This window comes from Bradyrhizobium sp. dw_411, from assembly GCF_018449695.1.
Classification (GTDB): domain Bacteria; phylum Pseudomonadota; class Alphaproteobacteria; order Rhizobiales; family Xanthobacteraceae; genus Bradyrhizobium.
Genome location: NZ_JAAVUY010000001.1, coordinates 234,882 through 258,661 on the forward strand (window position 1 = coordinate 234,882; position 23,780 = coordinate 258,661).

The 23,780-nt window shown below is 62.0% G+C and carries 24 protein-coding genes; 18 read left to right on the forward strand and 6 right to left on the reverse strand.

The window, feature by feature from the left end:
- Positions 1-242 precede the first annotated feature (242 nt).
- Together HB676_RS01075 and pncA are read left to right on the forward strand one after the other, a co-directional pair.
- Positions 243-1,190, forward strand: a complete 948-nt coding sequence (locus HB676_RS01075; protein WP_213735795.1) for a hypothetical protein — start codon at positions 243-245, stop codon at positions 1,188-1,190.
- Between the two features lie 149 nt (positions 1,191-1,339).
- Positions 1,340-2,056: a bifunctional nicotinamidase/pyrazinamidase gene (gene pncA, locus HB676_RS01080; protein ID WP_213735796.1), complete on the forward strand. Its 717-nt coding sequence runs from the start codon at positions 1,340-1,342 to the stop codon at positions 2,054-2,056.
- Between the two features lie 219 nt (positions 2,057-2,275).
- Here pncA and grpE read toward each other — a convergent pair whose 3' ends face one another.
- Together grpE and hrcA are read right to left on the reverse strand one after the other, a co-directional pair.
- Positions 2,276-2,869, reverse strand: a complete 594-nt coding sequence (gene grpE / locus HB676_RS01085) for a nucleotide exchange factor GrpE (RefSeq protein WP_213735797.1) — start codon at positions 2,867-2,869, stop codon at positions 2,276-2,278.
- Positions 2,870-3,062: 193 nt separating this feature from the next.
- Positions 3,063-4,151, reverse strand: a complete 1,089-nt coding sequence (gene hrcA, locus HB676_RS01090; protein WP_213735798.1) for a heat-inducible transcriptional repressor HrcA — start codon at positions 4,149-4,151, stop codon at positions 3,063-3,065.
- A gap of 145 nt (positions 4,152-4,296) precedes the next feature.
- Here hrcA and rph point away from each other — a divergent pair, with 145 nt between their 5' ends.
- From rph to HB676_RS01115, 5 genes are all read left to right on the forward strand, one after another.
- A complete protein-coding gene (gene rph, locus HB676_RS01095; protein WP_213735799.1) occupies positions 4,297-5,010 on the forward strand; it encodes a ribonuclease PH in 714 nt (237 codons plus the stop codon).
- Between the two features lie 52 nt (positions 5,011-5,062).
- Positions 5,063-5,695 (forward strand): RdgB/HAM1 family non-canonical purine NTP pyrophosphatase, encoded by a 633-nt coding sequence (rdgB, locus tag HB676_RS01100; protein ID WP_213735800.1) that lies wholly within the window; start codon positions 5,063-5,065, stop codon positions 5,693-5,695.
- Positions 5,692-6,891: a radical SAM family heme chaperone HemW gene (hemW, locus tag HB676_RS01105; RefSeq protein WP_213735801.1), complete on the forward strand. Its 1,200-nt coding sequence runs from the start codon at positions 5,692-5,694 to the stop codon at positions 6,889-6,891. The genes rdgB and hemW overlap by 4 nt, the downstream gene beginning before the upstream one ends.
- Positions 6,892-7,037: 146 nt before the next feature.
- Entirely contained in the window at positions 7,038-7,490 is a 453-nt protein-coding gene (locus tag HB676_RS01110; protein WP_213735802.1) for a helix-turn-helix domain-containing protein, read from the forward strand.
- On the forward strand, positions 7,423-8,031 hold the full coding sequence (locus HB676_RS01115) for an IS30 family transposase (RefSeq protein WP_249780023.1): 609 nt from the start codon (positions 7,423-7,425) through the stop codon (positions 8,029-8,031). The genes HB676_RS01110 and HB676_RS01115 overlap by 68 nt, the downstream gene beginning before the upstream one ends.
- Before the next feature lie 10 nt (positions 8,032-8,041).
- On the opposite strand, the gene HB676_RS01120 is transcribed toward HB676_RS01115, so the two are convergent.
- Entirely contained in the window at positions 8,042-9,310 is a 1,269-nt protein-coding gene (locus tag HB676_RS01120; protein WP_213735803.1) for a penicillin-binding protein activator, read from the reverse strand.
- A 327-nt stretch (positions 9,311-9,637) separates the two neighbouring features.
- Here HB676_RS01120 and rsmI point away from each other — a divergent pair, with 327 nt between their 5' ends.
- The 7 genes from rsmI (at position 9,638) to HB676_RS01155 (ending at position 15,245) form a co-directional block, all read left to right on the forward strand.
- Positions 9,638-10,636: a 16S rRNA (cytidine(1402)-2'-O)-methyltransferase gene (gene rsmI / locus HB676_RS01125; RefSeq protein ID WP_213735804.1), complete on the forward strand. Its 999-nt coding sequence runs from the start codon at positions 9,638-9,640 to the stop codon at positions 10,634-10,636.
- The gene (locus HB676_RS01130) at positions 10,623-11,036 is read left to right on the forward strand and encodes a YraN family protein (protein WP_213736106.1); all 414 of its coding nucleotides are present in this window, start codon (positions 10,623-10,625) and stop codon (positions 11,034-11,036) included. Before rsmI ends, HB676_RS01130 begins: the two co-directional genes overlap by 14 nt.
- 45 nt (positions 11,037-11,081) lie before the next feature.
- Positions 11,082-12,029, forward strand: a complete 948-nt coding sequence (gene gshB, locus HB676_RS01135) for a glutathione synthase (RefSeq protein ID WP_213735805.1) — start codon at positions 11,082-11,084, stop codon at positions 12,027-12,029.
- A 172-nt stretch (positions 12,030-12,201) separates the two neighbouring features.
- Entirely contained in the window at positions 12,202-13,173 is a 972-nt protein-coding gene (locus HB676_RS01140) for an MBL fold metallo-hydrolase (protein WP_213735806.1), read from the forward strand.
- 202 nt (positions 13,174-13,375) lie between these two features.
- A complete protein-coding gene (locus HB676_RS01145; RefSeq protein WP_213735807.1) occupies positions 13,376-13,792 on the forward strand; it encodes a cupin domain-containing protein in 417 nt (138 codons plus the stop codon).
- Between the two features lie 83 nt (positions 13,793-13,875).
- A complete protein-coding gene (locus HB676_RS01150) occupies positions 13,876-14,730 on the forward strand; it encodes an alpha/beta hydrolase (RefSeq protein WP_213735808.1) in 855 nt (284 codons plus the stop codon).
- A 35-nt stretch (positions 14,731-14,765) separates the two neighbouring features.
- Positions 14,766-15,245 carry a cupin domain-containing protein gene (locus tag HB676_RS01155; protein ID WP_213735809.1) on the forward strand — a complete coding sequence of 160 codons (480 nt, stop codon included), beginning with the start codon at positions 14,766-14,768 and terminating at the stop codon, positions 15,243-15,245.
- Positions 15,246-15,354: 109 nt separating this feature from the next.
- Here HB676_RS01155 and HB676_RS01160 read toward each other — a convergent pair whose 3' ends face one another.
- Positions 15,355-16,329: a tripartite tricarboxylate transporter substrate binding protein gene (locus HB676_RS01160; RefSeq protein ID WP_213735810.1), complete on the reverse strand. Its 975-nt coding sequence runs from the start codon at positions 16,327-16,329 to the stop codon at positions 15,355-15,357.
- Positions 16,330-16,538: 209 nt separating this feature from the next.
- Between HB676_RS01160 and HB676_RS01165 the strand changes: the two genes are divergently transcribed.
- Positions 16,539-17,630, forward strand: coding sequence for a DUF2235 domain-containing protein (locus HB676_RS01165; protein WP_213735811.1), 1,092 nt, complete (start codon positions 16,539-16,541; stop codon positions 17,628-17,630).
- 18 nt (positions 17,631-17,648) lie between these two features.
- Here HB676_RS01165 and HB676_RS01170 read toward each other — a convergent pair whose 3' ends face one another.
- Positions 17,649-19,376: a tetratricopeptide repeat-containing glycosyltransferase family protein gene (locus tag HB676_RS01170; protein ID WP_213735812.1), complete on the reverse strand. Its 1,728-nt coding sequence runs from the start codon at positions 19,374-19,376 to the stop codon at positions 17,649-17,651.
- 129 nt (positions 19,377-19,505) lie between these two features.
- On the opposite strand from HB676_RS01170, the gene HB676_RS01175 reads away from it, so the two are divergent.
- Both HB676_RS01175 and HB676_RS01180 read left to right on the forward strand, forming a co-directional pair.
- Complete coding sequence (locus HB676_RS01175; protein WP_213735813.1) at positions 19,506-20,357, forward strand: DUF3800 domain-containing protein; 852 nt, start codon at positions 19,506-19,508, stop codon at positions 20,355-20,357.
- 99 nt (positions 20,358-20,456) lie between these two features.
- The gene (locus tag HB676_RS01180; RefSeq protein WP_213735814.1) at positions 20,457-21,995 is read left to right on the forward strand and encodes a YifB family Mg chelatase-like AAA ATPase; all 1,539 of its coding nucleotides are present in this window, start codon (positions 20,457-20,459) and stop codon (positions 21,993-21,995) included.
- 16 nt (positions 21,996-22,011) lie between these two features.
- On the opposite strand, the gene HB676_RS01185 is transcribed toward HB676_RS01180, so the two are convergent.
- Positions 22,012-22,293: a hypothetical protein gene (locus HB676_RS01185; RefSeq protein WP_213735815.1), complete on the reverse strand. Its 282-nt coding sequence runs from the start codon at positions 22,291-22,293 to the stop codon at positions 22,012-22,014.
- A 916-nt stretch (positions 22,294-23,209) separates the two neighbouring features.
- Here HB676_RS01185 and HB676_RS01190 point away from each other — a divergent pair.
- Positions 23,210-23,689, forward strand: a complete 480-nt coding sequence (locus HB676_RS01190) for a hypothetical protein (protein WP_213735816.1) — start codon at positions 23,210-23,212, stop codon at positions 23,687-23,689.
- Positions 23,690-23,780: the final 91 nt, after the last annotated feature.

Here is a 23,780-nt window from a genome sequence, read left to right on the forward strand (position 1 = left end):
AAAATCCCTTAACCCTGCAAGATAGTGTCCGCTTCCGGGACGGCCCGAGAACAGACAAGGGCAGGCAAGGGGGAGCAAGGGGGGCCTAAACAGAATGGCCTACCGGACCGGCCCTGTTGCCGGAGCGGCAAACCCGCTAAAAGCAGCCGGACTGATTCAAGGGGCCCGACTTCAAGGGATCCAACTTGGACCCGCGCCGGCCGACCATTGAACGGCCTCAATACGAACCCAGTAGATTCCCGATGAAGCATATTCGGCTGTTATCCGCGGTTACCCTGCTCCTCGTCGCGCTGTCCCCCGCCTTCGCCGCCGACCCGGTTTTCCCGCCGGGCGCCCGGATCGGAATGACCCCCCTGGTCGGCCTGATCAGGGCCAAGACCTTCATCGGGTTTGAAACCGAGGATGAAAGCGTCAAGGTCCTGGTCGCGGAGCTGCCGCCCGAGGCCTACGGCGAAGTGGTAAGTGCCTTCAAGGTCAATCCCGCCGGCACCGGCGGCATCAAGCCCGAGAGCATCGAGACCGCAACGGGACCGGCCTACTACACCGCCGAGAACACCAAGGAAAACACCAAGGACGGCCCGAAGCCGGTACGGCGTTATTCGATGATCCTGCAGGGCGACGGCTTCTCCGGCTATGTCGCGGTCCAGGTCCCCGAGAATGCCAGCAGGATTTACACCGACGACGCGGTCCGGCAGATGTTTGCTTCCGCCGTGGTGCGCAAGGAGGTCCCGGTCGAGGAGCAGCTCGGGCTGCTGCCGTTCAAGATCACCGACCTCAGCGGCTTCAAGAATGTCCGCACCCTGACCCCCGGCGGCGGCGCCATCCTGATCGGCGACGGCGATGAAAAATCCGGCTTCGAGGCCGCCCCCTTCATGGTGATTGGCGTGATGGGATCGGCGCCGACGCAGCCGGAAGATCGCGGCCGCTTCGCCCAGCAGGCTGCCACCTCGATACCGGGGATCCGCAACTGGCGTCTGACCATGTCCGAACCGGTCCGGATCAACGGCTCGCCCGGTTATGAAACACGTCTCGAAGCCACCACCGGCAAGGACAATGCGCCTGTTACCGTGGTGCAATGGTTGCGGTTCGGCGGCGGCCCGACCTCGCTTCGCGTGATCGGCACCGCCCCGCGCGATCAATGGCCGGCTGCGTTCACCCGCTTTCGTGCGGTGCGCGACGGCATTCAGTAGCAACGGACGGATATTCAAGCCGATATTTTCTGCAGCGCATTCCGGTTGCAATTGCTGCCAAAAATTCGAGCGAACGCGCGCATGGCCCCGCTTTACGATCGTTCGCCGACCTGATTTGCTGGCATCCATTCTTACAGGGGAGATGCAGCATGTTCGACCGAAGGCAGATTCTGGCAGGCTTGGGCACGATGGCGATCGCGGCCGTTATTCCCAAATCGCTGTGGGCGGCCGCCTCCATCAAGATCGATGACACCTCGGCGCTTCTGGTCATCGATGTTCAGAATTGTTTCCTGCCCGGCGGCAGTCTTGCGGTAAAGGACGGCGAGCAGGTCGTGCCCGTGATCAATCGGATCGCCAAGGGTTTCGCCAATGTCGTGATGACGCAGGACTGGCACACCTCAGGTCACGTCTCCTTCGCATCGGCCCATGCCGGCAAGAAGCCGTTCGAGCTGATCGATCTGCCTTACGGCAAGCAGGTGCTGTGGCCCGATCACTGCGTGCAGGGCACCGACGGCGCCTCATTGTCAAAGGACCTGTCGATCCCGCAAGCCGAGCTCATCATTCGCAAGGGCTATCACAAGGACGTCGACAGCTATTCGGCCTTCACCGAAGCCGACGGCAAGACCACGACAGGCCTCGCCGCCTATCTCAAGGCGCGCAAGATACAGCGCCTGTTCGTGGCCGGGCTGGCGACGGATTTCTGCGTCGCCTGGACCGCGCTCGATGCGCGCAAGGCCGGTTTTGAAGCTTATGTGGTTGAAGATGCCTGCCGCGGGATCGACACCCAAGGCTCGATGGCCAAGGCCTGGGCCGACATGGCCAAGGCCGGCGTCAAGCGGATTCAGTCGAGTGATATTGCGGTGTAGAGATTGGATCGGATGAGTTTGTCGCAACAACCGAGGTGCGCCCCCTCTCCCGCTTGCGGGGGAGGGCCGGGGTGGGGGTGCTTCCGCAAACTCCGATAGTCGAGGGGAGGATAGAATTTCCCCCACCCGCCGCGCACCGGAGCGCAATTGCGCTCCTGAGCGCGTCGACCTCCCCCGCACGCGGGAGAGGTAAGCGAACCCGCCGAGAGGACTCAGCCCCTATTCCGAAGCACTCGCCTTGGCGCCGCCCTTGGACACCGCTACCAGCGCCGGACGCAGCACGCGCTCGCCGATCGTGTAGCCGGCCTGCACCACCTGCACGACCGTTCCGGCGGGAACGGATGCGTCGGGCACTTCGTACATCGCCTGCTGGAAATTCGGATCGAACTTCTCGCCCGCCGGATCGAATTTCTTGACGCCGTTTTTCTCCAGCGTGTTGAGCAGCGACCGCTCGGTCAGCTCAACGCCTTCGATCAGCGCCTTCAACATCGGATCGGCTGCGGCGCGGGTATCGGCCGGAACCGCATCGAGCGTGCGCTGCATATTGTCGGCGATATCGAGCACGTCGCGTGCAAAACCGGTGATGCCATAGGTGCGCGCATCGGCGACCTCGCGCGCGGTTCGCTTGCGCAGGTTTTCCATCTCCGCCAGCGTGCGCAGCATCTTGTCGCGCGATTCCGCGACCTCCTTGGCCAGCGCTTCAACCGACCCTTCCTCGGGGTCATCAGGCATGACGTAGGGCTTGGACACCACGGGTTCGGGGCCCTGTGCCGGGTTCGCCGGATTGTCCTTTTGCCCGTTGGGATCGGTCATCACACTGCCTTCTCGAAATCGTCTTGGGATTGATTGGAATGATTGGAATTGCTGGGCCGGATATCGTGCTTTAGGCGCGGAAAATCAAGCGCCGTGGCGCCTTTGAGCGAAGCAGGAACCGGTTAGCGTGAAGAAAATACGTCTTAAAAGCGAGATTTCAGCCTGATATCGGCCAGTATCTTCCAAGCCGGCATCATCCACCCAGCATCCGGCTGACGATGCGCGCGGCATAATCCACCGTTGGAATGACCCGGGCATAGTTGAGCCTGGTCGGCCCGATCACCCCGAGCACGCCGACGATATGGCCGGCGCCATCGCTGTAGGGCGCGATGATCGTGGACGAGCCGGACAGCGAGAACAGCTTGTTCTCCGATCCGATGAAGATCCTGACCCCTTCGGCGCGCTCGGCGCGTCCCAACAGATCGATCACGCCGCGCTTGGTCTCGAGATCGTCGAACAGCAGCCTGACGCGTTCGAGATCCTCCAGCGCGTGCAGGTCCTCGAGCAGATTGGCGTGGCCGCGCACGATCAATTGCCGGTCGTCGGTTTCCCCACCCGACCAGCTTGCAATGCCCGCGGAGATCACCTTTTGCGTCAGTTGATCCAGTTCGGTGCGGTTTTGCGTCAGCGCGGTTTCCAGCTCAAGCCGGGCTTCCGCCAGCGTGCGGCCGCGAATTCGCGAATTGAGAAAATTGGTCGCTTCTGTGAGGGCCGATGAGGGAACACCCGGCGGCAACGTCAACACGCGGTTTTCGACCTGGCCGTCTTCGCCGACCAGCACCACCAGCGCCCGTTCCGGCTCCAGCCGCACGAATTCGATATGTTTGAGCCGCGAATTGGATTTCGCCGTCAGCACCACCGCCGCCGCGCGCGTCAGCCCGGACAGCCGGGTCAGCGCTTCGCCAAGGGCGGCTTCCACCGACTGCGCCTTGCCGACCGAGGAGAGCTGGGTCTGGATCGATTGCCGCTCGGGCTCGGTGAGATCGCCCATCTGCATCAGGGCATCGACGAAGAACCTTAAGCCAAATTCGGTCGGCAACCGTCCTGCCGAGGTATGGGGCGCATAAATCAGGCCGAGCGCCTCGAGATCCGACATCACGTTGCGCACCGACGCAGGCGACAGCGGTACTGCGATCAGGCGCGAGATATTGCGCGATCCGACGGGTTCGCCGGTAGCGAGATAGCTCTCGACGATTTGACGAAAAATGTCGCGGGAACGCTCATTGAGCTGGGCGAGCCCGGCATGCGGCGCGATCAGGCCAATCGGTTCGTGGTGGGCCACGGGATACTCCTAGTGACAGACCCTAACTTGTCGCGCTTGGGGGCCAGTTACAAGCCGCCATTACCGCCAAAGGCCTTGCCGCTGGCCAATCGCCCTCCTACAAGCACCGCCAGCCACAACCTTTTCGAATTCTGGAGGATTTCCCATGCGGCCAAGCCGCCGTGCGCCGGATGAACTGCGCGCCGTGTCGCTGGAACGCGGCGTGGTCAAATATGCCGAGGGTTCCTGCATGGTCAAATTCGGCGACACCCATGTGCTGGTGACGGCCACCCTTGAAGAGCGCCTGCCGCCATGGCTCAAGGGCCAGGGCCGCGGCTGGGTCACGGCCGAATACGGCATGCTGCCGCGCGCGACGCTGGAGCGCACCCGCCGCGAGGCCTCGGCCGGCAAGCAAAACGGCCGCACCGTCGAAATCCAGCGCCTGATCGGCCGCTCGCTACGCGCCACCCTCGACCTGGAAGCGCTGGGCGAGCGCCAGATCACCGTCGATTGCGACGTGCTGCAGGCCGATGGCGGCACCCGGACGGCCTCAATTACCGGCGCCTGGGTTGCGCTCGCCGACTGCATCGGCTGGATGAAGAGCCGCAACATGATCAAGGGCAACGTGCTGCGCGACAATGTCGCCGCGATCTCCTGCGGCATTTATAACGGTACGCCGGTGCTCGACCTCGATTACGCCGAGGATTCCGAAGCCGATACCGACGCCAATTTCGTGATGACCGGCGACGGCCGAATCATCGAGGTACAAGGCACCGCCGAAAAGACCCCGTTCTCGCAGGACGAGTTCCTGGCGCTGATGGCCCTGGCGCGCAAAGGCGTGGTGCGGCTGGTCGATCTGCAGAAAATGGCGACGGCGTGAATAAGACGTGGATGGCCGGGACAAGCCCGGCCATGACGAACTATAAAAGCCCATGACCCAACATCGCCGAATCACCGGCAAGCTCGTGATCGCGACCCACAATCCCGGCAAGCTCGCCGAGATGCGCGAACTGCTGGCGCCCTATGGCGTCGAAGCCGTCTCCGCGGGCGAACTCGGCCTCGACGAGCCCGACGAGACCGGCGACAGCTTCCGCGCCAATGCGCTGATCAAGGCCGCGGCCGCCGCGAAAGCCACGAACCTTCCGGCGTTTGCCGACGATTCCGGGCTGGCGGTCGAGGCGCTCGATGGCGCGCCCGGGATTTTTTCGGCGCGTTGGGCCGGCCCGAACAAGGATTTCGCCGCCGCGATGGCGCAGATCGAACGTCTGCTGCAGGAACGCGGCGCCACGACGCCGGTGCAACGCAGAGCCTATTTCGTTTCCGCGCTTTGCGTGGCCTGGCCCGACGATCATCTCGAAGAGGTCGAGGCCCGCGTCGAGGGAACTTTGGTGTGGCCGCCGCGCGGCACCGCAGGTTTTGGCTACGATCCGGCATTTCTTCCGGATGGACATACGCGTACTTTCGGCGAGATGACCAGCATCGAGAAGCACGGCCTGCCGCCGCTGGGGTTGGGGCTGTCGCATCGCGCCCGCGCCTTCGTCAAACTGGCGGAGATCTGCCTGTGAACGGTGCGAAGAGCTCCCACCCCAACCCTCCCCCGCAAGCGGGAGAGGGAAAGACTGAAGCCTTCGGCGTCTATGTGCATTGGCCGTTCTGCCTGTCGAAATGTCCCTATTGCGATTTCAACAGCCATGTCCGGCACGCACCCATCGACGAGGATCGGTTCGCCCGCGCCTTCGCCCGGGAAATCGAAACCACCGCGGCGCGCGCCCCGGGCCGCGAAGTGTCGTCGATCTTTCTTGGCGGCGGCACGCCGTCCTTGATGCGGCCGCAAACCGTGGGCGCGATCCTGGATTCGATCGGCAAGCATTGGCGCGTCGCGCCTGACGTCGAAGTCACGCTGGAAGCCAACCCGACCAGCGTCGAGGCGACGCGCTTTGCAGGTTATCGCGCGGCCGGTGTCAATCGCGTTTCGCTCGGCGTGCAGGCGCTGGACGATGCGTCGCTGAAAGCGCTGGGACGGCTGCACACCGCGCGCGAAGCGCTCGACGCGGTCGCGATCGCGCGGACTTCGTTCGATCGTTATTCGTTCGATCTGATCTATGCCCGTCCCGACCAGACGCCGCAGATGTGGACCGACGAACTAAAACTCGCGATCTCGGAAGCGGCCGAGCATCTGTCGCTCTATCAGCTCACGATCGAAGAAGGCACGCCGTTCTTCGGGCTGCACGCCGCCGGCAAACTGAAGACGCCGGACGAAGCGGTCGCGCGCGCGCTCTATGACGTCACGCAGGAAGTCTGCGCGCAGCATGGCCTGCCGTCCTACGAGATTTCCAATCACGCGCGCGAGGGCGCGCAGTGCAAACATAACCTCGTCTACTGGCGCGGCGAAGAATATGCCGGTATCGGTCCCGGCGCGCATGGACGCCTTGATATCGATGGCATCAGGCACGCGATCGCCACCGAGAAGCGTCCGGAAGCCTGGCTGATGCGGGTCGAGGCGTCAGGCCACGGCGTCGTTACCGACGATCATCTCAACAGCGAAGAGCGCGCCGACGAATTTTTGCTGATGGGGCTGAGATTGGCCGAGGGCATCGACCCCAAGCGCTACGCGGCGCTGTCCGGTCGCGCGCTCGATCCCGGCCGCATCGCCGTGCTGCGCGAAGAAGGCGCCATTGTCGTCGATGACAGCGGACGGCTGCGGGTCACGCAGGCCGGATTTCCGGTGCTCGATGCGGTAGTCGCGGATCTGGCGGCGTGATGTCGTCCCGGCGAAGGCCGGGACCCATACCGCGTGATCTCTCGATAGAGCAGAGCTGCCAATACCAACCGCACAATCACCGCCGCGGCGTATGGGTCCCCTGAGTTCACAAACGAAGTGCAACACTTCCGGCTGGAGGTGTTGGCATGGGGCGGAGTTACGAGCAGCTTTCCCTGGAAGATCGATGCGAGATTGCCCGGCTTTCTGCCAATGGCAGCTCGGTCCGGCAAATCGCGGCAGCTCTGGATCGCGCGCCATCAACGGTCTCTCGGGAGTTGAAGCGCAATCGCGGCGTTCAGGTGGGGTACAAGCCCAGCTACGCCCAGCAGCAGGCCCGGGCCCGGCGCTGGAAGGGATCGCGGCTGGAACGTGATGAGAGCTTGCGGGCCGCCGTCATTGAGCGGCTCGCAAGCGGGTGGTCGCCCGAGCAGATCGCCGGCCGGCTCAAGCGCGAGCAGCGGCGCAAGGTGATCTCCTATGAGAGCATCTATCGCTTCATCTACGCCCAGTTGGCCCGCACCAAGGCACTATCTGCCTCGCGGCAAGAGCAAGCGCGGCTGCCGCGGCAGGAAGGGCGGAGGCTCGCCAAACTTCATTGAAGGCCGTGTTTCCGTGGCAAACCGGCCAATCGAGGCCGCCGATCGCACGACATGCGGGCACTGGGAAGCCGACCTGATGATGTTCGCAAAATACGGTCAGGCGATCCTGACCGTGCACGAGCGCAAGTCCCGTCTCCTGCTGGCGATCCGGTTGACCAGCAAGGCGGCCCATGGCGTCGCCCGGCATCTCGTTAATCTGTTCGCCAGCTTGCCCCAACCGCTCCGTCAGACCGTCACCTTCGACAATGGCACCGAGTTCGCCCGCCATCTCGCGCTGCGCAGCCTGGCGATCCAGACCTTCTTCTGTGACCCCTACGCGCCCTGGCAAAAGGGCGGCGTCGAAAATGCCATCGGACGAATGCGCCGCTTCATCCCCCGCAAAACCGACCTCGCCACGCTCTCAACCCGCCGTTTCCGTCGCCTCATCGCCGCCTACAACAACACCCCGCGCAAATGCCTTGACTTCAGCACCCCCGCTGAGACCTTTGCTCAAGTGTTGCACTTCGAATGTGAATCCACATCCCGGCCTTCGCCGGGATGACAATCTGTGATTACACAAAACTCTTCGGCGAGCCCGCGACCGGGACGCCACCGGTTGTGGCCACGCGCATGACGGCGAGGCCACGCTCATTGGTGCCGTCGCCGCGGAAACGAAACAGGCCGTCGATGCCGGCAAAGCCCGACGTATTGGTCAGCACATCGGGCGTGAAACGCTTGCCGCCCTGGGTGCGCGCCAATGCGGCGACCAGCGCCACCGCGTCATAGGCCAGGGTTGCGGTTCGCACTGGTTCGACGCCGCCGAATTTGGCGCGGTAGCGCGCGGCAAACGCGCGAAAGCCGGAAGGATCCGGCGCCGCATAAAGACCGCCCTGTAGTTTGGGGCTCGCAAACACGCGCGGATTGTCCCACAGGCCGGTCCCGAGCAGTTGGACGCTCTTCAAATTGGCGCCCGCCGCCGTCAAGGCATCGGCCGCCTGCACGACTGAATCGCCATCGTCGGCCAGCAGCAGCGCATCGGCCTGGCCGAGCACCTGCGCCACCCGTTGCGCGGGCCCGGCTCGATCGGCGCCGTATTTTTCAAAGGCCACGACGCGCCCGCCCCGGCGGCCCACCGCCTGCTTGAACGCCGCTTCCACTACGTTGCCATAGGCGTTCTCGGGCAGCAGCGCCGCGAACGATCGCTTGCCGATGCTGGCGGCGTATTCGACGATCCGGTTGACGTCCGACTCCGGCAGGAAGCTCAGGAGATAGACGCCGCGGCCGGCCACGCTCGAATCGGTCGAGAACGCGATCACCGGTATGCCGCGCGCCCGGGTCAGTTGCGCCGTCGCCGGAACCGACAGCGCAAACAATGGCCCGACGATGATCTCGGATCCTTCGTCGAGCGCCTGCTGGGTAACCTGCTGGGCACCCTGCGGGCTCCCCGTGTCGTCCTTGATCAGAATCTGGATATTGGGATTGAGAAATTCCGACAACGCCATTTCCGCGGCGTTCTTCATCGACTGCGCGGCGACGCCGGCATTGCCCTGCGCCGACAGCGGGAGGATCAGGCCGACCTTGACCCCTCCGGTGCCGACCGCGAGCGGCTGTTGCTGCGGACCCGCAGGGCCGGTCGGACCGGCCGGGGCCTGCGAGGAACTGAACGGGCTGGAAAACTGGCTGAGGCTCGACTGTACCCCGGCGCAGGCGGCAAGCAGCGGCGCGCCGAGAATCAGGCCGATCGCCGACCTCCGGGTCGCCCCGGAGCCGGTAATCGGATTCCCTCCCGGATCGCTGCCCGAGTTCTTACCCGAATCCTTGGGATTTCGCGGGCCCACCATCACATCTCTTCTCTCGGCCGACCAGGATCGGCCGGAACTCCCACTTAAGACTTCACCCCCAAGATAAGGGGGTGGATTCAGGCATATTGTCGGCGAATGGTTAACCAAAACAAAAGGATTGTGGCCTTGTGACAGCAAGGCCGGTTGCAGGGCAATGGCGCCTCGCCATTCCGCAGCGCGGTATTCACCGGGTATTGCCCAGAATACAACAGGCCATTCGAAACTACGCCGGACTCCCGCGCCAGGTTGCGCCCTCTGGAGCCGGTTTGAGGTGTTTCTTCACGCCAACCGGTATCCACTTCGCCCAAAACGCCCTAGATCAGGATTATGCGCGCAAAACCTGCCCCCATAAATAGACCTGACAGCCAAAAGCCGGACGGGCAACCGGACACCCCGGCGCGAACCTTCTCATTGGGCGGGCTGACCCTGACCGCGCCGAAGGCGGCGCCGGGCCTGCATCTGGTCGCGACCCCGATCGGCAATCTCGGCGACATCACCTTGCGCGCGCTGGAAACGCTGGCCGGCGTCGACATCATCGCCTGCGAAGACACCCGCATCAGCCGCCGGTTGACAGAGCGTTACGGGATTACAGCGCTTTTGAAACCCTATCACGAGCACAATGCCGCGTTGGCGCGGCCGAAGATTCTGGAAAAACTGGCGCAAGGTGCCTCGATTGCATTGGTCTCCGATGCCGGCACGCCTCTTATTTCGGATCCCGGCTTCAAGCTGGTGCGCGAGGTCTGCGCGGCGGGCCATGCCGTGATCGCATTGCCGGGACCTTCTTCAGTGCTGGCGGCGCTGTCGGTCGCAGCACTCCCGACCGACCGGTTTTTCTTCGAGGGATTTCTGCCGCCGAAACAAATCGCGCGGCGCACGCGGCTGACCGAACTGGCGCGGATCGATGCGACGCTGGTGATGTTCGAATCCGGCAACCGCGTGCAGGACACGTTGAAAGATCTTGCCGACATCATGGGCGGCCGCGATGGCGCACTTTGCCGCGAGATGACAAAGCTGCATGAAGAGATCACGCGTGGACCGATTGCGGAGCTGGCGCGCAATGCCGATACGCTGGAGACGCGCGGCGAATTCGTGCTGGTGATCGGGCCGGAAGGTAAAGACGCGCGCATCATGGCCGCCGACGAGCTCGACGATCTCCTGCGCGACAGACTCAAGCACGACAGCGTCAAGGATGCGGTGGCGCATGCGGTCGAAATTTCCGGCCGGCCGCGCCGCGAAATCTATGCCCGCGCGCTGGAGCTCGCCAAACAGACGGATGACGATGCCGAACCGGAAGACGACGATGGCCAAGACCATGGCCAAGACTGAGGACGCGCCATCATCAGGCACACCGGAAAAACCCGCCTCTCCGGCCCGGGTCGCGGCGTTTCGCACCGGGCTCTCGGCGGAAGCCCGCGCCGCGGCCTGGTTGATGGCCAAGGGCTATCGTATCCTGGCCAAGCGGTTTCGCACACCCTATGGCGAGATCGACATCGTGGCGCGGCGGCGCAATCTCGTGGCCTTTATCGAGGTCAAGGCCCGCGCCACGCTGGATGACGCGGCCTATGCCGTGACGCCGCGCCAGCAGGCCCGTATCATCAATGCCGCGCAGGCGTGGCTGATGGCACATCCCGAACATGCCGAATTTGAGCAACGTTTCGATGCGTTACTGATTGCACCGCGGTGTTTGCCGCGCCATCTGTTAGCGGCATTCGACGCCAGCACCTGATAACCTCATCTCAAGAGAAACTCTGAGAGAACCGCGGACCCGCCCATGAAATTGAACGTCGCCGTCCAGATGGACCCCATCGCGCGCATCAACATCCGCGGCGATTCCACCTTTGCGCTGTTGCTGGAAGCCCAGAAGCGCGGCCACGCGCTGTCCTATTACACGCCGGACAAGCTCTCGCTCAAAAGCGAGGAACTGGTGGCGCCATTACAAGTGCTGACCGTGCGCGATGAACCCGGCGATCATTTCACGCTCGGCGAGCCCAGGCGCGAACCGCTGGCGCAATATGACGTCGTGCTGCTGCGGCAAGACCCGCCGTTCGATCTCGCCTATATCACCTCGACGCATTTTCTCGAACGCATCCATCCGAAGACGCTGGTGGTGAACAACCCGGCCAGTGTGCGCAACGCGCCGGAAAAGATCTTCGTGATGGATTTCCCGCATCTGATGCCGCCGACATTGATCTCGCGCGACCTCGACGAGATCAACGCGTTTCGCGACGAGTTCGGCGCGGTCGTGATGAAGCCGCTGCATGGCCACGGCGGTGCGGCGGTGTTTCGGGTGATGCCGCAGGACATGAATTTCGGCTCGCTGTTCGACATGTTTTCGGTGACGTTCAAAGAGCCCTGGGTGATCCAGCGCTTTCTGCCCGAGGTCAAACATGGCGACAAGCGCATCATCCTGGTCGACGGTGAATTCGCCGGTGCGGTCAATCGCGTGCCGGCGGCGGACGACCTGCGCTCCAACATGGTCCGAGGCGGCGCCGCCAAGGCCACCGAGCTTTCGGACCGCGAGCGCGAAATCTGCGCCACGCTGGCGCCACACCTGCGCGAGCGCGGACTGTTGTTTGTCGGCATCGACGTGATCGACGGCAACCTCACCGAGATCAACGTGACCTCGCCTACGGGCATCCGCGCCATCGCCCGGCTCGGCGGGCCGGATGTCGCGGCAAAGATCTGGGACACGATCGAGGCGAAGCGAAGCGGAAAATAATTTTCTGCGTTGCGGAATTCGGACGGACGAATTCCCGCTGACACTTTTATGAAACCGATTCTTCTTGCCAGTTTTTAAAAGCGGGCGCAGCCTGACTGCGTCCGGACAATAAGCGGAGACCAATCCGCCCGGGCGCTAAAAGCTCAAATTTAAAAACAGTGGAGGAAGACGCATGACAATCAATGTTTCGCGACGGTCCCTGCTTGCACTTGGCGCCGGTCTGGGCGCATCCACCCTGCTCGACGGCAGCGCGCTGGCGCGGGCGCCCAAGCTCGGCACGCAAACGCCTTATTGGCACCGGTTCAATCTCGGCGACGCCGAAGTGACCGTGGTTTCCGACGGACCGCTCCCGCTCGGCCCGCCGAAGGGCACCTTCGTCGGCGTGCCCGATGAAGAGGTGCGGAAAATGCTGAGCGATAATTTCCTGTCGCCCGACAACGTCGTGCTCGAGCAGAACTCGCCGATCGTCAACATGGGCGACAAGCTCGTGTTGTTCGATACCGGCATGGGCACCTCGAAAGTGTTCGGCCCAACCACCGGCCGCCAGCAGAAGAGCATGGCCGAGGCCGGGATCAAGGCCGCCGACATCGATGCCGTGGTGTTCTCGCACGCCCATATCGATCATATCGGCGGTGTGGTCGATGCCGACGGCAAGGTGCTGTTCCCGAACGCGCAATACTACATCGCGCAGAGCGATTTCGACTTCTGGACCGACGAAGGCAAGCAGGGCGGCCCGCTCAAGGACTTCGTGGTTCACGCGCGCAAGAACCTGATGCCGATCCGCGACCGACTGGTGTTCTTCAAGGACGGCCAGGAATTCCTGCCCGGCATCCAGGCGATGGCGGCGCCCGGACATACCGTCGGTCATCACATGTTCATGGTGACGTCGAACGGCAAATCCTTTGCGTTCCTCGGCGATCTCACCCACCACGCGGTGTTGCTGCTCGAAAAACCGCTGATGGAATTCTCCTACGACACCGATCCGAAGCAGGCCGCGCAGTCGCGGGTGAAGATGCTGTCCATGCTGGCGTCCAACAAGATCGCGGTCATGTCCTATCACTTCGCATGGCCGGGCTATGGCCATGTCGCCAAGGCCGGCGACGGTTTCCATTATTATCCCGAGCCTATGGTCATGACGCTCTGAACGCATACACTGCTGAAACAGCGGGGCGGCCCGTCGGGCTGCCCCGCTTTGATTTTTGGAGCTACTGTGCCTGATGGTTCGAGACGCGCGAAACCGCGCTCCTCACCATGAGGGACCGGATTGCAATTTCGGACCTCATCCTGAGGAGCATCGCGAAGGCGATGCGTCTCGAAGGATGGCGGCAATCATCGGAGCATCAACAATGAAGACCAAGATATTGGCAGCGGCGCTGTTCGCCGGCGGAATCCTGATCGGCGGCGGCGGGTCCGAAATCATCCACGCCCAAGGGACCGGGCTTGCGAGCAAACTGGTGTTCCAGAGCGACCTCAATAACATTCCCGGACAGGAAGTACTGGTGTTCTCGTCGACCTGGCAGCCCGGTTACCGATTGCCGCTGCACATGCATCCCGAGGGACATGAGATCACTTACGTGGTCGAGGGCGAACAGACTTTCGAGATCGACGGCGTCGGAACCAAAATCGTCAAGGCTGGCGAAGTGGTCTACACCCCGCCGAACACGGCGCATTTCGGGCGCAACGCCACCGACAAGGAATCCAAAACCATCGTAATCCGGATCAAGGCCAAGGATCAGCCGGTCGCGACGGAAGTGAAGCGCTGAGGCCAGCGCTGAGGCATTGCGTCCGCGCTGGTTTTTATGCAGTACTCCGCCCGATCAAGAACAAGAAACGGGGTTCTAAGGAAATGCCTGAAGCACTGGTTCGCGGCGTACACATCAATTACGAAGTCATCGGCAATTCGGGCCCCTTCATCGCCCTGACGCCCGGCAGCCGCCGGTCCTATGCCGAACTGGTCAACCTCTCCAAATCGATCGCGGCAAAGGGTTACCGCGTCCTGCTGCACGACCGCCGCAACTGCGGCGCGTCCGACGTCGCCTTCGACGGTTCGGGATCGGAACACGATGTGTGGGCCGACGATCTCTACGAACTCGGCAAGCAACTCGGCGCACTACCGATGTATGTCGGCGGATCCTCGGCCGGCGCCCGCCTCGGAATCCTCTACGCGATGCGGCACCCGGACGGCCTGCGCGGCCTGTTGCTGTGGCGGGTTACCGGCGGCCAGGAGGCCGTGGACAAGCTCTCGGAGAGTTATTACGGCCAATATATCAAGCTGGTCCGCGCGGGCGGCATGCAGGCGGTCGCCGACAGCGAACATTTCGCCGAATGCATCAAGGCCCGCCCCGCGAATAAAGAACGGCTGCTCGCGACCAACCCCGAAGCCTTCATCAAGGTGATGGAAGTCTGGCGCGACAAATTCCTGCTATCCGCAACGCTGCCGATCGTCGGCGCCAGCGAGGCCGATCTCGACGCCATCAAGGCGCCGGCCTGCCTGATCGCGGGCAATGACGTGATCCATACGCCCGCCACTGCGCGCAAAGCAGCACGGCTCATTCCCAACAGCGAATTGCACGAGGACGTCGTCGCGGTGCTGCCCGACGACAAGCTATTGAAGGATTGGGACCGCAAGGAGTGGCGCGACGCCGAGCCGCGCATGGCCGCGATCTTCGGCGACTTCCTCGCGCGTGCTGAAAAACACTAATCAACAATAATATTCAGATCGGGAAGGAAACTGCGATGAGCTTGCAGATACGCCGCGTCGTCACCGGCCATAGCGCCGAGGGCCGCGCCAAGGTGGAAATCGACGAGATCGCCACCAACGTGATTTCGAACCGGCCCGGCGCCTCGTCCTGCGTGCTGTGGTCGACCAAGGGTTTTCCGGTCGACAATGACGGCTTTACGGACCCGACCAAGTCCGCATTCAAGACCACGGTCGAAAACGGCACGGTGTTTCGCGTCGTCAGCTATCAGCCCGGCGTATCCCCGCGCAACCATCGCACCGATTCGATCGATTGCGCTGTCGTGATGTCGGGCGAGATCGACATGGAGCTCGACGACGGCGTCATGGTTCACCTCAAGGCCGGTGATCTCCTGGTCCAGCGCGGCACCATCCATAACTGGGTGAACCACGGACCTGAGGTCTGCAACATCGCCTTCGTGCTGATCAGCGCCAAGCCGGTGACCGCGACGGGTGGCGTGCTGCACGCGGAGGGGTAAGAACCGTAGGGTGGGCAAAGGCGCCCTTGCGCCGTGCCCACCGTCTTTCCACGCCACAAAGATGGTGGGCACGCTTCGCTTTGCCCACCCTACGTTTCCAGGATATTTCTCAATTCGCCTCGATCCCCGCCGCCTTCACCGTGGCCGCGGTATCTTCCACCTGCTGGCGAAAGAACGCCGCGGTCTCGGCCGCATTACGATCGTCCGGCGTATAACCGTCGCGCTGCATGATGGTGGCCACTTCGGGCTGCAGCAATGCGGCATGAACAGCGCCGTTGAGCTTGTTCACGAGAGCATCCGGCGTCTTGCCCGGCGCGAAGAACATGCCCCAGGAGCCTTCCACATATTTCGGCAAATATTGCTTCATCAGCGGCACCTCTGGAAACGACGCGAACGGTTTCGAGCCGGTGAAGGCGAGCGCCCTGACGGTTCCTTCCTTGATCAGGCCCACGACCGACGGCGGCGTCACGAACATCACCTGGATGGCGCCGCTCAACAGCCCGGTCATCACCTCGGAGGCGCCCTTGTAGGGCACATGCTCCATCTTGATGCCGGCCTGCTGGTTGAACAGTTCGGCTTTCAGATGCAGTTCGTTGCCGACGCCGGGCGAGCCGTAGAGCACGCGATTCTTCTTCGCATACGCGATCAATTCCGGCACCGATTTGATCGGCGATTTGGCATCGACCAGCATGAAGACGCCGTCGAGTTGCCCGAACGTGGCGATCGGCTTGAGATCGGTGAACAGATTATAGCCGAGGCTTTTGTAGATATAGGGCGTCGGCGAGATCGAGGACGACGAGTACAGCAAGGTGTAACCATCAGGCTCAGCCTGCGTCACGAACCGCGCAGCGAGGGTGCCATTGGCCCCCGTCCGATTCTCGACCACGAAGGCCTGCCCGAGTGCTGCGCCCAGCGCCTGCGACACCACGCGCGCCTGGATGTCGGGACCGCTGCCGGCACCGTAGCCGACCAGCACATGCACGGGACGGTCGGGATAGATTTGCGCCTGCGCCGCGACCGCCGATAACAACGATAATGAAAACGAGACCAGCCACGCGCCGGCCGACGTGAACCGCCGGACCATTTGTTTTCTCCCTGACGCAAATTCCAATTCTTTGTGTTCTTCTTAGCATTCTTGGCTTACGCGTTCCACAATCGGCGCCGGACGGCAACTCAATCTTTCCGGCACACCGGAAAAAGACATTGTCTCGGGTTGCGTGCTGTTATCTTGTAAATCTCTGGCTGTGCAGGTAGCGTTTCGTTTTGAATGGATTGCCGAGGAGATTTCCTCCCATGACAGATGTCCCGTTACCGCCCCGAAACATCGTCCTGTGCCTCGACGGCACCAGCAATAAATATGCTGAGGTCAACACCAACGTGGTCAAGCTCTACGCGATGCTCGATCGCGCGCGGCCCGATCAGCTATCCTATTACCAGCCCGGCATCGGCACGATGGCGCCGCCGGGCGTCTTGGGCAAGCTGAAACGCTGGTTCGTTGAGCAAATGGATCTCGCGATCGCGTCGCTGCTGTCGGATCATGTCACCGACGCCTATCGCTTCCTGATGCGATACTACCAAAAAGGCGATCGCATTTTCATCTTCGGGTTCAGCCGCGGCGCCTACACCGCGCGCGCGGTCGCCGCGATGATCACCAAGGTCGGCCTGCTGACGCAGGGCAACGAAGAGCTGATCCCCTTTGCCTGGGACATGTTCAAGCGCGATTACGACAAGAAGGTTTACGACGGCTTCAAGAAAACCTTTGCCCGCGATGTGCCGATCCATTTTCTCGGGCTGTGGGACACGGTGAGTTCGGTCGGATGGTTCTGGGCCCCGCAACACTTTCAGTTCACGATGAACAATCCCGGCGTCGAGGTTGTCCGTCACGCCGTCGCGCTGGATGAGCGCCGCGCCTACTTTCTGCAGAATTTATGGGGCGATAAACCCCCGACCGATCTCGACCAGGTCTGGTTTCCCGGCGTTCACTGCGACGTCGGCGGCGGCTATCCCGAGGTTGAAGCCGGGCTATCGGCCATTGCCCTGCAATGGATGACGGGCAAGGCCGAAGCGGCCGGGCTGATCATCGATCCCGCCATGAAGGCGGTCGTGCTGCCGGCGCAGAATACGCCGGGCTCGGACTATGTCGCGCCGTTCGCCGGCGGCCCGCCGCATGAATCACTGACGGGATGGTGGTGGATCGCTGAATATCTTCCGAAACGCTACCAGGACCCCGCCGCAAACTTTGCGACGCGCTGGATATTGCACAGAGGGCGACCCCGGACCGTGCCGGAGAATTCGAAAATCCATACATCGGTGTTTGAGCGGATGCGGCTTGTCAGCGGGTACCAGCCGAAGAACCTGCCGGCTAAGTACACGGAAGTGACGTAGGCCAGAGCCGGTAGAACGTTATTTGACGATCAGCGTGAGCAGTTCGCTTCGCACCCGATCGAGCACCGTCTCAAAGTCGCGCGTCTTGTCCTGCCTGAACAATCGCACCGTCGGATACCACGGGCTGTCATCGCGATCGAGCAGCCAGCGATAGTCGGGCGTAGTGGGCAACAATATCCAGGTCGGGCATCCCAGCGCGCCTGCAAGATGCGCGACGCTGGTGTCCACCGTAACAACCAGATCGAGGCAACTGATCAAGGCCGCTGTCTCGGTGAAATCGCCGAGATGCGCGGTCAGGTCGATGATATCGGAGCTTTCGTTCAAGACGGCTTGATCGCTTGGGCGCACATCCTTCTGCAGGCTCACGAACGTCGCATCCACATCGAGAATGCGAGTCAACACGTGGAGCGGTATCGAACGATTGCGATCGTTCTTGTGATTGGGATTGCCCGCCCAGACCAAGCCCACCCGCAAACGATCATGCGAACCGAGGCGATCCTCCCAGGCCTGCACACGGGCAGCATCCGGCCGAGGCAGATACGATGCCGCCGCCGGAATCGTCTCAAGCCGCGTCCCGAAAGCCAGCGGCAGGCTGGAGACCGGGCAATGCATATCGAACGCGGGCAATGTGCGGCCCGAGAAAGCAAAGCATTCCGAAACGCCCGGAAGCCCGGCAACCAAGGAAGCTATCTGATCCGGCACGAACAGGATGACACGGGCCCCGCGCGCCGCGAGCATCGGGATGTAACGCGCAAACTGAATGAAATCTCCGAGACCCTCGTCCGAACAGACGAGCACGGTCTTGCCTTCGATGGGTTCTTCACCAAGCCATTTGGGCTGAGAAAATGGCGGATAGATCGGCCCGGGGGCCCTCTTCCACCGCGCTTCAAGTCCGGTCCAGCCGGCCTCGAAATTCCCGGTCAACATCTGCAGATGACCGAGATTCCAGTCGATCTCCGCGTTGTCAGGCGCGAGGGCCTTCGCGCGAGCGTAGGTCGCAAGCGCCTCATCGAACCGATGAAGCTGACTGAGCAACAACGCCTTGTTGTTGAGCGCTTCCACGGAATCCGGCTGCAGCGCGAGCGCCCGATCATACCAGGGCAGCGCTTCTTCATCCCGGCCCAGGGATCGAAGGATGACGCCGATATGGCTGCAAATATTGGGTTCCGCCGGATCGAGCCTGTGCGCCTGACGAGCGTCGGCCAGCGCCTCTTCCAGTCTGCCGAGATCGAACAGATTGCGGCTGCGTAGATACAGCGACGCGAAATCGTTCGGCCGGATTTCGCTGCACAGATCGAACCACGCATGCGCGTCCTGCAGACGCCCCAATTTGTGCAGCGAAATCCCGCATTCTCGCGCGACATCCCACTCGCATGGCCTCAGTTGCAGCGCCTTATCGAAAACCTTGAACGCTTCCTCGTTGCGTCCCTGTTGCAGAAGCGTGAGTCCGAGGCTCGAAAGAAATTCCGGTCGAGGCTCCTGCCGGATGGCGCGCACCATCCATTCCGCGGCGTGGTCATATTGCCCGGCCTGAGACGACAAAAGACCCATCAAATGCAGACTGTCCGCGTGACTGGAATCCATCGCGAGCGCCTGCTGGCAGCAGATTTGCGCATCGAGATGCTGCCCGGCGCGCAGATGCCGAACGCCAGCCTCATGGAGTGTCGCGGGGGTGGCGGCTATGTCGGGACGGTTCGAAGTTGTCGGGGTTGTTCGAACTCCGGCCCGGCGATCACGACGGTTCATTGGCGCATTCCACGGTGACAGGTTTTATCACTAGGTGATTCGTCGCCATAACGGGCGTATACGGAAGTGACGTAGCCACTTAGATTGTAGCTTTGGTATCTAAAAGACTGTCCTGTTGGGCGATTCGCTATGATCACCGCTTATTTCGACGACAGCGGAACGCACGGCGAGAAATCAGATATCGTCTTAGTCGCTGGTATCTTCGGGACCGAAGGCCGATTGTCGGGGCTTGATGCAAACTGGAAGCAAAATCTAGATACGCCGCTCTCCGGCCGTAAAGATCCGCTTAGGCGTTTCCACGCCTACGACTGCGATAACAGCACGGGGGAATTCCTTCGTTGGACACGAACGGAAACCGATTATTTCCGCCAGCAATTGCGAGAAGTCATTATCGATTCTGGCGTAGCTGCATACGGCATGGCCTGCTCACGCAAAGACTGGGACTCAATCATTACTGACGACATAAGATCGGTACTGGGTAACCCCGAAGGCTTCTGCATCAATCAATGCTTTGTTCGCTCTCTCGGCTGGGCTCAAGCCAATACGTTTGATCCAGACATGGCTTTCGTATTCGATAATCGTCCAGACGGTGTTCAGAGATATGCCGGCACCGTTTACGATGCTTTCGCACAGTGGATTCAACCGCCGCCTACCCTCGCTGGATATTCATTTCAGAGTTCAACGAAAATCAGGCCTTTGCAGGCGGCCGACATGATTGCCTGGGAACTGTATCGATACGCAAAAAATGTATTGGCAGGCGGCATAAATGCTCCAGCTCAGCCAGAAATCCTACATCTCCGGCGGAATATGGATTTTGAGGCGCAAATTGCTTTGCCAGAACGCATTATCCAAGTGCGGGATCACTGGCTTAATTACTTCAAGGAAAATCCGAGCCATCTAGAGCAGATGGCTAATCACTTCGATTCTTTTGATCCGAAAAATCCCGACTATTCAAAGCTATATGACGGAAAACAGAAATAAGCCTTCCTCCATGCCGCCCATAAGCGAGAGAGCGATGTTCCCTTAATGTTCTTGCCAGTTCCCTCGCCTTCCGCTAGCCTCCATGGGCAGAGGGGCAGCATGGTCCAGCGGGTTTCTACCGTCGCGTTTGAGGGCATTGAGGCCCGGGCCGTCGACGTGCAGGTGCAGGTCGCGCCGGGCTTGCCGGCTTTTGCGATCGTCGGCCTGCCCGACAAGGCGGTGTCCGAGGCGCGCGAAAGAGTCCGTTCGGCGCTGATCGCCTCGGGGCTGGCGCTGCCGGCCCGCCGCATCACCGTCAACCTCGCGCCGGCCGATTTGCCGAAGGAAGGTAGCCATTACGATCTGCCGATCGCGCTCGGCCTGATGGCCGCCATCGGCGCTATTCCGCCGGATGCGCTGACCGGTTTTACCGTGCTCGGCGAACTCGGCCTCGATGGATCAATCGCGCCTGTCGCGGGCGTGTTGCCGGCCGCGATCGGCGCCAATGCGCGCGAGGAAGGCCTGATCTGTCCGGCGCAATGCGGCGCGGAAGCGGCCTGGGCCAGCCCGGATATCCAGATCATCGCCGCGCATTCGCTGATCCAGATCGCCAACCATTTCAAGGGCACGCAGGTGCTGTCGCGGCCGCAGCCGAAAGTGCATGAGCGCGAAGCCACGTTGCTCGATCTGCGCGACATCAAGGGACAGGAAAGCGCCAAGCGCGCGCTCGAGATCGCCGCGGCCGGCGGGCATCATCTGCTGATGATCGGCTCGCCCGGCGCCGGCAAATCGATGCTGGCCGCACGTCTGCCCTCGATCCTGCCGCCGCTGTCGCCGTCGGAGCTTTTGGAAGTCTCGATGATTGCCTCGGTCGCGGGCGAGATCCAAGGCGGCGCGCTGACCGCGCAGCGGCCGTTTCGCAGCCCGCATCATTCCGCCAGCATGGCCGCGCTGACCGGCGGCGGCATGCGCGCGAAGCCGGGCGAAATCTCGCTGGCGCATCAGGGCGTGCTATTTCTCGATGAATTCCCGGAGTTCGATCCGCGGGTTCTGGATTCGCTGCGCCAGCCGCTGGAAAACGGCGAGATCGCGGTGTCGCGCGCCAATCATCGCGTCACCTATCCTGCGCGCTTCATGCTGGTCGCCGCGATGAATCCCTGCCGCTGCGGCCACGCCTATGAGCCAGGGTTTTCCTGCAAGCGCGGGCGGGTCGAGCGCTGTACGTCAGATTACCAGACGCGCATATCAGGCCCGCTGATGGATCGTATCGATCTGCGCATCGAAGTGCCGGCGGTGAGCGCCGCCGATCTCATTTTGCCGCCGCCGGCCGAAGGCTCGGCGGAAGTCGCCGCACGGGTCGCGGCCGCACGCAACATCCAGACCGCGCGCTATATCGCGGCCGGACTGCCGCATGTCCGCACCAACGCCGAAGCGCCGGCCTCGGTGCTGGAAACCATCGCGCAGCCGGATGCGCAGGGTTTGAAACTGCTGCGCGACGCGTCCGAAACCATGCGCCTTTCCGCGCGCGGCTATCACCGCGTGCTGCGCGTCGCGCGAACGCTGGCCGATCTCGATGGGTCCGACAAAATCGGCCGGCTGCATCTGGCCGAAGCGCTGTCATATCGCGCGCTCGCCGACGATGTCAGGCGTGCGGCTTAAGCAGGAAATCTTCGACTTAAGGGTGAGGGTAGCGCCAGCAAACCGCGCGTCTCACAAAAAGAGTGACGACGATCAACCCAGCGACCAAGAGCCACCACAAGCCAACTTCAGCCGGCTTCGCCTTCACGATGTAACAGATGATCGCGAGGACGCTGATGCCCAGCGCGTTATAGGTCCAGTAGAGCGGCGATTTTAATTCACCGCTGGCTCGCATCTCAGCGGCGGCGCTATATCCTCTTCCCGTCCAGTAACGCCGAACGATCAAAATCGCCAGAATCAAAAATACCAGCCAGCCCATCCTGTCTCACTCCGCTGGAAAGCATATGTCGAGCCGATTTATGTAAATCCCGCTCGATGACCGCAATTAGCGTCAAATTTTACCGGATTTGCGCGTGCGTGCATAAACAAAAAACGCCAGCGCGTTCAACGTGATTTGGGGTGTCCAGATGGCACGCCAAAAATATTCTGATTTTCAGAAATTGCAAATCGGTCTATATCCATGGCCATCCCGTCCCACTTTGAGGGGCGTATCGCGATCGTCACGGACGCGGGATGGGACGCGGTGGACGCGGAGGGTGCTTCTGACGAGGGCGCTTGGCGCGGACGGCGAAGTCGTGTGGTCCTGACGCCTCGACGCTGGCGTCAAGTTTCGCGGAGTAACCTGCGGAGCGACGGTGGCAAAAGAGCCCGATCACCGGGGAGAGCACGAAATAAGTCGTAAAACCATTGCGCGGGGAATGCCGGGTGATTCCGGTGTGACCTGACTAACGCGTGTGCTTTTTTACTACCAATTCGCACACGCGGCTGCGGGCGCATCGGGCGCCCGGCATTCCCTGCGCCCTCTGAAGAGGGCGGGAATTTCTTGCACAACTCGGGCGCTTTGCGCCGCGATCATTCACTCGTCATGCCCGGACTTGATCCGGGCATCCATCCATCTTCGTAAAGAGTTTTTCGAAGGGGGATGGATTGCCGGGTCAAGCCCGGCAATGACAACTACATTGCACATGGCTGTTTGAAATTCGAATCGGAAGTGCCGGCTGCGCCCACCGCTCATCATCCCACCGTTCGCCGGGACGACGCTGAGAGATTACGCGTCGACTACACCCGCCGCCACCGCCTCCCCACCCGTCAACTCGCCGGTAACGAGTTTTGTTTACTCTCTGCCAACCATAAGCCCTGCGTATCCTGGGCTTGGGATCAGTAGGCGGCTCTTCATGTTGCGTTTCAAGTTCAGGATTCTGGCTTCTTCCATTCCATTGATTGCCGCCGCGGTGTTTGCGCGTGGCGGGTTGTCGCCGGGCACGCAGCCCTGCATCGCGGTCGCCGAAACCTCGGTCCGGATCGCGTCCGTGCCCTGGCATGCCGATCTTCATGTCGCGTTCACCGACGATCCCTCCAACGCGACCGTGAGGGTCCAGGTCTCGGACAGTCCGGAGAACGCCGATTTCGCCGTGGTCGACGATATCGACAGCACCGAATCGGGCGCCTGCGAGTCCGATGCCGCAACGCGGCTGGTCGCGATCTCGGCCTCGCCGGCCGGCGGCGCGCCCGTCATCTATCTCAGCCATGATGGCCCCGCCGATTACCGGATCTTCGTGCGATCGAAGACATTTACGGACCGCGACGCCGCCGCGCTGGTGGTCGGCGCCGGCGTCGGCATCGCACACCACCCTGTGCAAGCCGCGTCGCTATAGAGCGTTTTCGAGCGAAGTGGATACCGGTTCGCGTGAAGAAAACGCGTCAAAACAAAAGATTAGAGCCCGGTTCTGATTCAATCAGAACCGA

Excerpts from the sequence above, each read along its gene's own strand:
- HB676_RS01075 (WP_213735795.1), top strand. The coding sequence starts at position 243 with ATGAAGCATATTCGGCTGTTATCCGCGGTTACCCTGCTCCTCGTCGCG.
- HB676_RS01155 (WP_213735809.1), top strand. The coding sequence starts at position 14,766 with ATGAGCTTGCAGATACGCCGCGTCGTCACCGGCCATAGCGCCGAGGGC.
- rph (WP_213735799.1), top strand. The coding sequence starts at position 4,297 with ATGCGGCCAAGCCGCCGTGCGCCGGATGAACTGCGCGCCGTGTCGCTG.
- HB676_RS01150 (WP_213735808.1), top strand. The coding sequence starts at position 13,876 with ATGCCTGAAGCACTGGTTCGCGGCGTACACATCAATTACGAAGTCATC.
- HB676_RS01190 (WP_213735816.1), top strand. The coding sequence starts at position 23,210 with ATGTTGCGTTTCAAGTTCAGGATTCTGGCTTCTTCCATTCCATTGATT.
- rsmI (WP_213735804.1), top strand. The coding sequence starts at position 9,638 with ATGCGCGCAAAACCTGCCCCCATAAATAGACCTGACAGCCAAAAGCCG.
- HB676_RS01130 (WP_213736106.1), top strand. The coding sequence starts at position 10,623 with ATGGCCAAGACTGAGGACGCGCCATCATCAGGCACACCGGAAAAACCC.
- HB676_RS01160 (WP_213735810.1), bottom strand. The coding sequence starts at position 16,329 with ATGGTCCGGCGGTTCACGTCGGCCGGCGCGTGGCTGGTCTCGTTTTCA.
- HB676_RS01120 (WP_213735803.1), bottom strand. The coding sequence starts at position 9,310 with ATGGTGGGCCCGCGAAATCCCAAGGATTCGGGTAAGAACTCGGGCAGC.
- pncA (WP_213735796.1), top strand. The coding sequence starts at position 1,340 with ATGTTCGACCGAAGGCAGATTCTGGCAGGCTTGGGCACGATGGCGATC.
- rdgB (WP_213735800.1), top strand. The coding sequence starts at position 5,063 with ATGACCCAACATCGCCGAATCACCGGCAAGCTCGTGATCGCGACCCAC.
- HB676_RS01165 (WP_213735811.1), top strand. The coding sequence starts at position 16,539 with ATGACAGATGTCCCGTTACCGCCCCGAAACATCGTCCTGTGCCTCGAC.
- HB676_RS01175 (WP_213735813.1), top strand. The coding sequence starts at position 19,506 with ATGATCACCGCTTATTTCGACGACAGCGGAACGCACGGCGAGAAATCA.
- HB676_RS01145 (WP_213735807.1), top strand. The coding sequence starts at position 13,376 with ATGAAGACCAAGATATTGGCAGCGGCGCTGTTCGCCGGCGGAATCCTG.
- HB676_RS01140 (WP_213735806.1), top strand. The coding sequence starts at position 12,202 with ATGACAATCAATGTTTCGCGACGGTCCCTGCTTGCACTTGGCGCCGGT.
- HB676_RS01185 (WP_213735815.1), bottom strand. The coding sequence starts at position 22,293 with ATGGGCTGGCTGGTATTTTTGATTCTGGCGATTTTGATCGTTCGGCGT.
- gshB (WP_213735805.1), top strand. The coding sequence starts at position 11,082 with ATGAAATTGAACGTCGCCGTCCAGATGGACCCCATCGCGCGCATCAAC.
- grpE (WP_213735797.1), bottom strand. The coding sequence starts at position 2,869 with ATGACCGATCCCAACGGGCAAAAGGACAATCCGGCGAACCCGGCACAG.
- HB676_RS01170 (WP_213735812.1), bottom strand. The coding sequence starts at position 19,376 with ATGAACCGTCGTGATCGCCGGGCCGGAGTTCGAACAACCCCGACAACT.
- HB676_RS01180 (WP_213735814.1), top strand. The coding sequence starts at position 20,457 with ATGGTCCAGCGGGTTTCTACCGTCGCGTTTGAGGGCATTGAGGCCCGG.
- HB676_RS01110 (WP_213735802.1), top strand. The coding sequence starts at position 7,038 with ATGGGGCGGAGTTACGAGCAGCTTTCCCTGGAAGATCGATGCGAGATT.